This window comes from Streptococcus oralis (assembly GCF_003943395.1).
Classification (GTDB): domain Bacteria; phylum Bacillota; class Bacilli; order Lactobacillales; family Streptococcaceae; genus Streptococcus; species Streptococcus oralis_BF.
The window spans coordinates 71,738-83,568 of the sequence record NZ_RJPJ01000005.1 but is presented as its reverse complement, the minus strand read 5'-3'; the positions used below and the strand labels follow the sequence as shown (position 1 = coordinate 83,568).

Here is an 11,831-nt window from a genome sequence, read left to right as displayed (position 1 = left end):
GAGCATTATACAAGTGATTTAAAAGGAGAAAAAATATGAAAAATAAACGTTTAATTGGAATTATCGCTGGATTAGCAGTATTGGTAGTAGCTAGTTTGATCTATTCATCTATGAACAAGCCAGCAGCTAAGGTGGAGCAAAAAGTTGCTAAGGTTGGTGTCCTTCAATTTGTTAGTCACCCATCCTTGGACTTGATTTACCAAGGGATTCAAGATGGATTAGCTGAAGAAGGCTATAAAGGTGACCAAGTGAAAATCGACTTTATGAACTCTGAAGGGGATCAGAGCAAGGTTGCAACCATGAGTAAACAATTGGTAGCAAATGGAAACGATGTTGTTGTTGGGATTGCGACACCAGCTGCTCAAGGACTCGCTAGTGCTACAAAAGACCTACCTGTTATCATGGCTGCTATTACAGACCCAATCGGTGCTAACTTGGTCAAAGATTTGAAAAAACCAGGTGGCAACATCACAGGGGTGTCAGATCATAACCCAGCTGAACAGCAAGTGGAATTGATTAAAACTTTGACACCAAATGTCAAAACAATCGGCGCTCTTTACTCAAGTAGCGAAGATAACTCAAAAACACAGGTAGAAGAATTCAAGGCTTATGCTGAAAAAGCAGGTTTGACAGTCGAAACCTTTGCCGTTCCATCAACCAATGAAATTGCTTCAACAGTCAATGTTATGACCAGCAAGGTCGATGCGATTTGGGTTCCAATTGACAACACCATTGCATCCGCATTCTCAACAGTTGTATCAAGCAACCAAACAGCTAAAAAACCAATCTACCCAAGCGCAACTGCCATGGTAGAAGCAGGTGGATTAGCATCTGTAGTAGTTGACCAACACGATCTTGGAGTGGCTACTGGTAAGATGATTGCCAAAGTTTTGAAAGGTGAAAAACCAGCTGATACTCCAGTTAATGTCTTCTCAACTGGTAAGTCAGTGATTAACAAAAAACTAGCGCAGGAACTTGGTATAACCATTCCTGAGTCTGTTCTAAAAGAAGCAGGACAAGTGATTGAATAAAGATAAAGGAGGAGTTGGGGACATCTCCTCCCATTTTTACTAAAGAAAGAAATGAGTGAAAGATTATGATAGTATCCATTATTTCTCAGGGAATGGTCTGGGCGATTCTAGGTTTGGGAATCTTTATGACTTTTCGAATTTTGAATTTCCCTGATATGACTACTGAAGGTTCTTTTCCTCTAGGGGGAGCAGTAGCTGTAACCTTGATAACACAGGGAGTCAATCCATTTTTAGCGACCTTAGCTGCAGTAGGTGCGGGTTGTCTAGCTGGAATGGCGACGGGACTCTTATATACCAAAGGAAACATTCCAACCCTCTTATCAGGAATTTTGGTCATGACTTCCTGCCATTCCATCATGCTTATGATCATGGGACGTGCCAATCTGGGGCTTCTTGGAACAAAGCAAATTCAGGATGTCTTACCTTTTGATTCGGACCTTAACCAACTCCTGACTGGACTAATCTTTGTAGCTCTTGTTATTGGCCTTATGCTCTTTTTCCTTGATACTAAATTAGGTCAAGCCTACATCGCTACAGGTGATAATCCTGATATGGCTCGTAGCTTTGGTATCAATACGGGACGTATGGAACTCATGGGCTTGGTTCTCTCAAATGGGATTATCGCGCTTGCAGGGGCCTTAATTGCTCAACAAGAAGGATATGCAGATGTTTCTCGAGGAATCGGTGTGATTGTCGTAGGGCTTGCTAGCTTGATTATTGGTGAGGTTTTGTTCAAGAGTTTGACCTTGGCAGAGCGACTCATGACCATCGTTGTAGGCTCTATTGCTTATCAGTTCCTCGTCTGGGGAGTGATTGCTCTTGGGTTTAATACAAGTTATCTTCGTTTGTACAGCGCCTTGATTTTGGCAGTTTGCCTCATGATTCCAACCTTCAAAAGTAAATACCTGAAAGGAGTCAAGTTTAGCAAATGACAGCAATTGTAGAATTAAAAAATGCCACCAAAGTCATCACGAATGGCTTTGACGAGGAAAAAATCATTCTGAATGATGTTTCTCTTGAAATTTTCGAACATGACTTCATTACCATCCTAGGTGGAAATGGAGCTGGGAAGTCAACGCTTTTTAACACTATTGCGGGTACCTTACCTTTAACAAGCGGAAGTATCCGTATCATGGGCGAGGATGTGACGCATTTTTCACCTGAAAAGCGGGCTAAGTACTTGTCTCGTGTTTTTCAGGATCCTAAAATGGGTACGGCTCCCCGTATGACAGTGGCGGAAAATCTCTTGATTGCCAAGTTTCGTGGTGAGAAGAGAGGACTCCTTCCTAGGAGACTTTCAAGCCATAGAGAAGAATTTCAAGCCACCATTGAAAAAGTGGGAAATGGCCTTGAAAAGCATCTAGATACTCCGATTGAATTTCTTTCAGGTGGCCAGCGCCAGGCCTTGAGTCTCTTGATGGCAACCTTGAAGAGACCAGAGTTGCTCTTGTTGGATGAACACACAGCAGCTCTCGACCCAAAGACCAGTGTTGCTTTGATGGAGTTAACAGATGACTTTGTCAGCAAGGATCATCTGACAGCCTTGATGATTACCCACCATATGGAGGATGCACTGAAGTATGGAAATCGTCTGATAGTCATGAAGGAAGGCCGTATCATCCAAGATCTCAATAAAGAAGAAAAAGCTAAGATGAAAATTTCAGACTACTATCAACTTTTTGAGTAATTGATTTTAAATAATTGAGAGAATAAACTTAGAAGTGAAATTTTTACTTCTAAGTTTTTTTGTATTACTAGTTGTCAACAAAATCAGTGGCTATGTTTTCCATAGCTAGGTTCATATCCTACACTAATTTTCACTCCAACTATAAGGCATTTTTATTTTCACATTCTGATGAAAAAATTAAAATCGCTCATCACGTTTACTTCTTCAAACTCCTAGATTTTTTCTGCTAATAATCCATATCATTATTTTTGGAGGTCAATCATGAAATATGGGTATACGAAGATTTCGACAAAGGGATGAAAGTTGGCTTAGGAGTTAGTTGCAAGCCTTGGAAAAATTAGGGTGTGAGAAGATTATTACAGATAAGAAATCAGGAAAAAATTTTGCTCGGAAGAGATACTGGCGTTTGGCGAGATAGTTATGGGGTGTGGATGAGCTATACATCAAATCAAATGATTGCTTGGGACGCAACTGTGAAGAAATTATTGAACACTAGCTCATCCTAACTGTAAAAAAGAAATAGAAATTATTGTTTTTGATCTTCCCTTACTCAACACGAAGGAGCAGGTCAATGGTCTAACAGGGAAGTTCTCATCGGCTCTGCTACTTCAAATTCTTAGTTTTGTAGCACAAGTAGTGCCCTAGAATATCCGAAAACGCCAACAAGAAGGCATTCAAATTGCAAAAGATAAGGAAGTTTAGTTTTGTATAAGAAGTTTGGAAATATCTGATGAGGCTAGAGATAGTCTTGAGAGATATTGTAATGGATAAATCTCCTTACTTAAAAAATGTGCTAAACTGATGGATTGTGCCATATGACGGTGGCCAAGTGGGTCAAGAAACTAGAATAATTGGGGATCTCTTCATAATTTCTTTCTTTTGACTTGGAAAACAGGTGGAAAGGTGCTATAATAAATCAACCGTAAAAAAAATACGATTAAGGAGATTTGTCATGTTACAACGTTTTTCGGTGAAAAATTTCAAAAATTTTAAAAATGAATTTGTTTGGGATTTATCTGCCGGTAAATATAATTTTAATTCTGAAAGTATCAAAAATGGAATTGTGAAAAATTCTGTTCTTTATGGGAAAAATGGATCAGGAAAATCTAATTTGACCTATGCGGTGATGGACATTACTACTCATTTAACCGATTTTACAAAACAAGAAAATCACTACAATCAATATATAAATTTTGATAGTACGGATGATTTTGCTGTATTTTCTTATGAATTTAAGTTTGATCAAGACCGAGTCGTTTATCACTATAAAAAGAAAAATATGACAGAGGTATTTGATGAGGAAGTCTATATCAATGACAACTGCGTTATCTTTGAAGATTTTCAGGCAGGTAGGCGTGAAGTCCAATTGGTTGGCGCAGAAAATTTAAATACAAAAACGAGAGATCTCTCCTTATCTTTTGTGAAATACATATTTAATAACACAAATTTAGAACTATCAGATGTAACAAACTGTATTTTTTTGAAGTTTAAAGGATTTGTTGAAGGGATGTTATTCTTTGGTTCGGGAACATCAGAGGGAAATTTTTATCAGGGATTTAAATCAAGTCAAGGTTATATCGCATCAGCGATTGTGGATGCAGGTAAATTAGAAGAATTAGAACATTTTTTGCATGAATTTGATATCAACTATTCATTGGAACGAGGGGAAGATTCTGAGGGGAATTCTGTTATTATGGTTCGTTTCAAAAACCGTACAGTTAATATCTATAGTGTGGCATCACATGGGACCAAAGTGATCATGGTTTTCTTCTATTGGATGATTCAACTTAGTGATATCACCTTTTTGGTTGTTGATGAATTTGATGCCTATTACCATAATGAAGTTTCAGAAACCATTTTGAAAAAAATCAGAAATGGAGAAGTTCAATCCGTGTTTACAACTCACAATACAACCATCATGTCGAATGATTTGTTGCGACCGGATTGTTATTTTATCGTACAGAACAACCAGATTAAGGAATTGTCTTCTCTAACCGTGAAAGAATTACGGATAGCTCATAATTTGGAAAAGATGTATAATGCAGGTGCTTTTGATGAGTAAGAACAGGATTGTATTTGTAGTTGAAGGAAAGATAGCTGAACCAAAACTTTTATCAGAAATAGCTAAATCAATCGGGATTGAAGCATCACAGATCTATCCTTATGAAACAAATATCTATTCTCTCTATCGTCATTACACAGAGTATAAAGAATCATTTGCAAATGAAGCAGATGATGTTGACCTATTTTCTTACATTCTTGAGTTAGAAAGTGAGAAAGAAAAAGATGAACAAAATGACATTGTCAACTTATCTCGTAGAGAAGTTTCGGAAATTTATTTGTTTTTTGATTTGGATGGCCATCATCACAGTTCTAGATCTGAATTAGACTTTGATCAGAATATGAGAGAAGTTTCGGCGATGATAAATGAATTTTCAAATGAAACAGGAGCAGGGAAGTTGTACATCAGCTATCCAATGGTAGAGGCTCTCAAGCTCTATCAGAAAAAGACTTCTGATAAAGTAGTTTTTTATCATTTTAAATTAGATGAAAAAAAGACGAAGGCTGGTAAAACTTTTAAGGCTGTTTGTGAAAATCACAAAGATCATTTAAATTTTGGACAAGCCTTTAGTGAACAGGATATTGAATGGATTAAACTCTATCATCTCTTACTTAGTCGGGAGATTTATCAATTATCAACTATTGACTTTAAAGAGTATCGTGCAAAAGTTTCTACTAGAGAAACATTTGAAAAACAATTGAGTACGTTTAAGTGTAATGAAAGAAGCTTTGTCTTTAGTAGTGTAGCGGAATTCTTGCTAGATTATATGAAGGAAAAAGATTTCCCAGATCTAGCAAGTTTTCAGGATTGCGAGAGAGAGATCGTAGATAAATGGGATGATACAGAAGGAGCATAAAAACAGTAGATCTTGGCTCACTACGATGATCACCATGCTTTGATAGCAGACCGAAAGATGTTGGATTGTTTGACCGTTTATATCGGTGAAACCTTCCGTAAGCATTTAGGAGGTAAATGGTTTATTGACCTTAAAAATAAAAAGAATGCCTATTATTCTATGCCTGTATTGACCGACCCGTCATATAGAAGAGAAGTTTATATAGCACCGATGACTTTTGCAACGGTTTGTATTAGTAGAAAAGATGGTCAGTATATTAGCAGAATATTGAAAAATAATTTCGAAGATCAAGTGAAATAGGATTTTATTTCTTCTATTTTTCTTTCAAATATTAGAATGATTTGCTCAGATGATTCAGTTTTTCATGATAGCTGGAAACTTATGAAATAGAAGTATGCAAAAGGTATGAAATGGTTTACTTTTTTTCAGAAATAAGCTATACTAGATAACGTGAAACTATGATAAAATGGAGGTATTGTGTATGGTTGACAAGCAAGTCATTGAAGAAATCAAAAACAATGCCAACATTGTGGAAGTCATAGGTGATGTGATTTCTTTACAGAAGGCTGGACGGAACTATTTAGGGCTCTGTCCTTTTCATGGTGAAAAGACCCCCTCTTTCAACGTTGTGGAAGACAAGCAGTTTTATCACTGTTTTGGATGTGGGCGCTCAGGAGATGTCTTTAAGTTCATCGAAGAATACCAAGGTGTATCCTTCATGGAAGCCGTTCAGCTCTTAGGAGAGCGCGTCGGTATTCAACTAGCTATGCCTGTACAGTCTCGTCCTCAACAGGCTTCCCCTCATCAAGCTCTATATGATATGCATGAAGAAGCTGCCCGTTTTTACCATGCAATCCTCATGACGACCAAGATGGGAGAAGAAGCAAGGGCTTATCTCTACAAACGTGGATTGACGGATGATGTTCTGAAGCATTTCCAGATTGGACTAGCTCCAGCAGAGAGAACCTATCTCTACCAACGTTTATCTGGCAAGTTTGAGGAAAAGGAATTATTGGATTCTGGCTTGTTTTATCTGTCAGATGGCAATCAATTTTATGATACTTTTTTTGGACGTATCATCTTTCCTTTAACCAATGACAAGGGGCAGGTTATTGCCTTTTCTGGTCGTGTCTGGCAAGAAACTGATACTCAGACTGCTAAGTACAAAAATAGTCGCTCGACTGCAATTTTTAACAAGAGTTACGAATTGTATCATTTGGACAGGGCAAAAAAGGGAACAGGTAAGATTACAGAACTCTACCTGATGGAAGGCTTCATGGATGTGATCGCAGCCTACCGTGCTGGTATAGAAAATGCTGTAGCTTCCATGGGAACAGCCTTAAGCAAGGAGCATGTTGACCACCTCAAACGCTTTACTAAAAAAATTGTTCTCAGCTATGATGGCGACAAGGCAGGGCAGGCAGCAACAGCCAAGGCACTAGATGAGTTAAAAGACTTCTCAGTGGAGGTTGTTCGAGTACCTGATGCCATGGACCCAGATGAGTATTTGCAAAAGAATTCTGCTGAAGACCTGGCCTACCTTTTAACCAAGACTCGGATTAGTCCTATAGAGTTCTATATTCACCAGCTTAAGCCAGAAAATAGTGATAACTTGCAAGCGCAAATCGAGTTCATTGAAAAGATTGCGCCCCTAATCGCCAAAGAAAAGTCTATCACTGCCCAGAATTCTTATACCCACATTCTGGCGGATAATCTACCTTCCTTTGATTACCAACAGGTGGAGCAGATTGTAAATGAAAGTCGGATTGTTCAAAGGCAGGAGAGGGTCAAGGAGAATCCTAGGCCAGTAGCGATTAGTTTGCCTGTGACGCGGCAACTGACAGCAGTTATGAGAGCGGAGGCTCATCTCCTTTATAGAATGGCTGAGAATCCAGTTGTTCTAAATGACTACCGCTTAAGAGAAGATTTTTTCTTTGATACCCCAGAATTTCAGATTCTTTACGAATTATTAAGTGTAGAGGGAGAAATCGGATCAGAGGAACTGTCTCATCAGACTCCTGAGGTTGAAAATGCCTGGTACCATGTTCTTGGTCTAGATTTGCCAACTGAGATGTCGCCTCAAGAACTTTCTGAAGTCGAAGCGACTCGTAACCGTGCCCTCCTCAGCAAGGACAATTTAAGGATTAAAAAGAAAGTGCAGGAAGCTAGTCATGTAGGAGATACAGACACAGCCTTGGAAGAATTGCAACGATTGATTTCCCAAAAGAGAAGAATGGAGTAATAATGGCAACAAAACAAAAAGAAGTAACGACATTTGATGTGCAAGTAGCAGACTTTATCCGTAACCACAAAAAAACAGGAACAGCAACAGATGATGAAATCAATTCAAGTCTGGTTATTCCTTTTACCCTGGATGCAGACGGCATTGAAGACCTTTTGCAACGGATTCAGGATGCTGGAATTTCTATCACAGATAACGAAGGAAATCCAAGTGCGCGTGTTCTTAGTGCAGAAGAAGAACCAGAACTCAGTGATGAGGACTTGATTGGCTCAACTTCTGCCAAGGTTAATGACCCAGTCCGTATGTATTTGAAGGAAATTGGGGTTGTTCCTCTCTTGACCAACGAAGAAGAAAAAGAATTGGCTCTAGCTGTTGAAGCTGGTGACATCGAAGCAAAACAGCGTCTTGCAGAAGCCAACCTTCGTTTGGTGGTTTCGATTGCTAAGCGATACGTAGGTCGTGGTATGCAGTTTCTTGATTTGATCCAAGAAGGAAATATGGGCTTGATGAAGGCCGTGGACAAGTTTGACTATTCAAAAGGTTTTAAGTTTTCAACTTATGCAACTTGGTGGATTCGTCAGGCGATCACTCGTGCCATCGCTGATCAGGCGCGTACCATTCGTATTCCTGTTCACATGGTTGAAACCATTAACAAACTTGTCCGTGAACAGCGGAATCTCCTTCAAGAATTGGGTCAAGATCCAACACCTGAACAGATCGCCGAACGTATGGATATGACACCTGACAAGGTGCGTGAAATCTTGAAAATCGCCCAAGAGCCAGTATCACTTGAAACACCGATTGGTGAAGAAGACGATAGCCATCTTGGGGACTTTATTGAAGACGAAGTGATTGAAAATCCAGTAGACTACACAACTCGTATCGTTTTGCGTGAGCAGTTGGATGAGGTTTTGGATACTCTCACAGACCGTGAAGAAAACGTTCTGCGTCTTCGTTTTGGTTTGGACGATGGAAAAATGCGTACTCTTGAAGATGTTGGTAAAGTCTTTAACGTGACTCGTGAGCGTATCCGTCAGATCGAGGCCAAGGCTTTGAGAAAATTGCGTCAACCAAGTCGCAGCAAACCCCTTCGTGATTTTATCGAAGACTAAGAGTGAGGAATAACATGGCTTATACAGAAGAGCAAATTGAAACGATCAAAACACGCATTTTAAATGCCTTGGAAGAAGTTATCGACCCTGAGTTGGGGATTGATATTGTCAACCTAGGTTTGATTTATGAAATTCGTTTTGATGGTGAGACAGGTCACACTGAAATTGATATGACCTTGACAACCATGGGCTGTCCACTGGCTGACCTTTTGACAGACCAGATACACGATGCGATGACAGATGTGCCTGAGGTAACCAATACCGAGGTTAAATTGGTCTGGTATCCAGCCTGGACGGTTGAAAAAATGAGCCGATACGCACGTATCGCCCTAGGAATTAAATAAAGACTAAGAAAAATTCGAGAGACGATTGGAAAATAGGGTAAATTCCTCTTTTTCCTCTTGTCTCTTCTTTCTTTTGCTGATTTTCTGGAAATAAAATGGTATAATGAATGGTATGGAAAACGAAAAATTGCGTGTCAATATGCTAAGTTCAAGTGAAAAAGTGGCTGGTCAAGGAGTATCAGGAGCCTACCGTGAGTTGGTACGTCTCCTACATCGTGATGCCCAAGATCAGTTAATTGTTACGGAAAACCTTCCTGTTGAGGCTGATGTAACCCACTTTCATACCATTGATTTCCCTTATTATTTATCTACATTCCAAAAGAAGCGATCTGGGAGAAAAATTGGCTATGTGCATTTTTTGCCTGACACGCTTGAGGGAAGTCTGAAAATTCCATTTTTCTTAAAGGGAATCATCAAACGCTATGTTTTTTCATTTTACAACCGAATGGAACACTTGGTGGTGGTCAACCCCATGTTTATCGAGGATTTGGTGGCAGCTGGTATTCCTCGTGAAAAAGTAACTTACATTCCAAACTTTGTAAATAAGGAAAAATGGCATCCACTGCCAGCTGACCAAGTAGCTAAACTTCGTCAGGAAATGGATTTAGCCGAAGATCAGTTTGTTGTTGTCGGTGCAGGTCAGGTTCAGAAACGTAAAGGAATTGATGACTTTATTCGCCTTGCGAAGGAATTGCCAGAAATTACTTTTATCTGGGCGGGTGGTTTTTCATTTGGTGGGATGACAGACGGTTATGAACGCTATAAAAAAATCATGGAGAATCCACCTAAAAATCTAATTTTCCCAGGTATTGTTCCTCCAGAGCGAATGCGAGAGCTCTACGCTTTGGCTGATTTGTTCTTGCTACCAAGTTACAACGAACTATTCCCAATGACTATCTTAGAGGCAGCAAGTTGTGAAGCGCCGATTATGTTGAGGGATTTAGATCTATACAAGGTCATTCTCGAAGGGAATTATCGTGCGACAAGTGATGTTTCTGAGATGAGAGAAGCAATCCTAGAATACAAGAATGACCAGGAAGCCTTAAAAGACTTGAAAGAAAAAGCGCGTGAGATCTCCAAAGAGTACTCTGAGGAGCATTTGTTGGAAATCTGGTTGAAGTTCTATCAGGAGCAGGCAGCTCTAGGCAAGAAGTGAGGTAATCTATGCGAATTGGTTTATTTACTGACACCTATTTCCCTCAGGTTTCTGGGGTTGCGACCAGTATTCGAACCTTGAAGACAGAGCTTGAAAAGCAAGGACATGCAGTTTTTATCTTTACAACCACAGATAAAGACGTGAACCGCTACGAGGATTGGCAAATCATTCGAATTCCGAGTGTCCCTTTCTTTGCATTTAAAGATCGACGATTTGCCTATCGTGGTTTTACAAAGGCGCTTGAAATTGCCAAACAGTATCAGCTGGATATCATTCATACCCAAACAGAGTTTTCACTAGGTTTGCTTGGGATTTGGATTGCAAGAGAATTGAAAATTCCAGTTATTCATACCTACCATACCCAGTATGAAGACTATGTGCATTACATTGCTAAGGGGTTGCTAATTCGTCCGAGTATGGTAAAATATTTGGTGCGTGGCTTCCTTCATGATGTAGATGGCGTGATTTGCCCTAGTGAGATTGTTCGTGACCTTTTATCTAAATACAAAGTCAAGGTTGAAAAGCGTGTCATCCCAACTGGAATTGAGTTGGCTAAGTTTGAACGACCTGAGATCAAAGAGGAAAACTTGAAAGAACTTCGTTCTAGGTTAGGCATTCAGGAAGGCGAGAAAATGTTACTGAGTCTTTCTCGTATCTCCTTTGAGAAGAATATCCAAGCGGTCCTAGTCGCTTTTGCGCAGGTTTTGAAAGAAGAAGACAAGGTGAAGCTGGTTGTTGCTGGTGACGGTCCTTATTTGGACAGTCTGAAAGAACAAGCCGTCCAGTTGCAAATTCAAGATCATGTGATTTTTACTGGTATGATTGCTCCAAGTGAGACAGCCTTATACTATAAAGCGGCTGATTTCTTTATCTCTGCATCCACTAGTGAAACCCAAGGCTTGACTTATCTAGAGAGTCTAGCCAGTGGAACGCCTGTTATCGCTCATGGCAATCCTTATCTGGATAATCTGATCAGTGACAAAATGTTTGGAACACTTTATTATGGAGAACGAGAGCTTGCGGGCGCTATCCTCGAAGCCTTGATAGCTACTCCGGATATGTCTGAACAAAAGTTGGCGGATAAGTTGTATGAGATTTCGGCTGAGAATTTTGGGAAGCGAGTTCATGAGTTTTATCTCGATGCGATGATTTCAAATAAATTTGAGCAGGAACTACGTGGAGATGAGCCTATGACACAGCGATTCTTAAAAACTATTTTGTACCTACCTCAGCAGGCTGTTTCAGCTCCGGTTAAAGAGTCTAAACGAATATTAAAGGCTTCTAAAAAGCAGTTGTCTAGCATCCGAGATTACTGGAGAGATTAGTAAAAATATAGGAGAA

General features: G+C 39.6%; 11 protein-coding genes. All 11 read left to right on the top strand.

Going from position 1 to position 11,831, the window contains the following annotated elements:
- Nucleotides 1–35 precede the first annotated feature (35 nt).
- The 11 genes from trpX (at nt 36) to D8802_RS05285 (ending at nt 11,815) form a co-directional block, all read left to right on the top strand.
- The gene (gene trpX, locus D8802_RS05335; RefSeq protein WP_125395062.1) at nt 36–1,031 is read left to right on the top strand and encodes a tryptophan ABC transporter substrate-binding protein; all 996 of its coding nucleotides are present in this window, start codon (nt 36–38) and stop codon (nt 1,029–1,031) included.
- Between the two features lie 65 nt (nt 1,032–1,096).
- Nucleotides 1,097–1,963: an ABC transporter permease gene (locus D8802_RS05330; protein WP_084860027.1), complete on the top strand. Its 867-nt coding sequence runs from the start codon at nt 1,097–1,099 to the stop codon at nt 1,961–1,963.
- Nucleotides 1,960–2,718, top strand: coding sequence for an ABC transporter ATP-binding protein (locus tag D8802_RS05325; RefSeq protein WP_000125419.1), 759 nt, complete (start codon nt 1,960–1,962; stop codon nt 2,716–2,718). The genes D8802_RS05330 and D8802_RS05325 overlap by 4 nt, the downstream gene beginning before the upstream one ends.
- Before the next feature lie 952 nt (nt 2,719–3,670).
- A complete protein-coding gene (locus tag D8802_RS05320) occupies nt 3,671–4,780 on the top strand; it encodes an AAA family ATPase (protein WP_125395061.1) in 1,110 nt (369 codons plus the stop codon).
- On the top strand, nt 4,758–5,636 hold the full coding sequence (locus D8802_RS05315) for a hypothetical protein (RefSeq protein ID WP_125395060.1): 879 nt from the start codon (nt 4,758–4,760) through the stop codon (nt 5,634–5,636). Before D8802_RS05320 ends, D8802_RS05315 begins: the two co-directional genes overlap by 23 nt.
- Nucleotides 5,637–5,648: 12 nt before the next feature.
- A complete protein-coding gene (locus D8802_RS05310) occupies nt 5,649–5,936 on the top strand; it encodes a hypothetical protein (protein WP_260468402.1) in 288 nt (95 codons plus the stop codon).
- A 181-nt stretch (nt 5,937–6,117) separates the two neighbouring features.
- The gene (gene dnaG / locus D8802_RS05305; RefSeq protein WP_125395059.1) at nt 6,118–7,878 is read left to right on the top strand and encodes a DNA primase; all 1,761 of its coding nucleotides are present in this window, start codon (nt 6,118–6,120) and stop codon (nt 7,876–7,878) included.
- A gap of 2 nt (nt 7,879–7,880) precedes the next feature.
- Nucleotides 7,881–8,990 carry an RNA polymerase sigma factor RpoD gene (gene rpoD, locus D8802_RS05300; protein WP_000201892.1) on the top strand — a complete coding sequence of 370 codons (1,110 nt, stop codon included), beginning with the start codon at nt 7,881–7,883 and terminating at the stop codon, nt 8,988–8,990.
- Nucleotides 8,991–9,004: 14 nt separating this feature from the next.
- Nucleotides 9,005–9,334 (top strand): metal-sulfur cluster assembly factor, encoded by a 330-nt coding sequence (locus D8802_RS05295; RefSeq protein ID WP_000331930.1) that lies wholly within the window; start codon nt 9,005–9,007, stop codon nt 9,332–9,334.
- A gap of 112 nt (nt 9,335–9,446) precedes the next feature.
- Nucleotides 9,447–10,490: a glycosyltransferase family 4 protein gene (locus D8802_RS05290; RefSeq protein ID WP_472725596.1), complete on the top strand. Its 1,044-nt coding sequence runs from the start codon at nt 9,447–9,449 to the stop codon at nt 10,488–10,490.
- 8 nt (nt 10,491–10,498) lie between these two features.
- Complete coding sequence (locus D8802_RS05285) at nt 10,499–11,815, top strand: glycosyltransferase family 4 protein (protein ID WP_125395058.1); 1,317 nt, start codon at nt 10,499–10,501, stop codon at nt 11,813–11,815.
- The last annotated feature ends 16 nt before the right edge of the window (nt 11,816–11,831 follow it).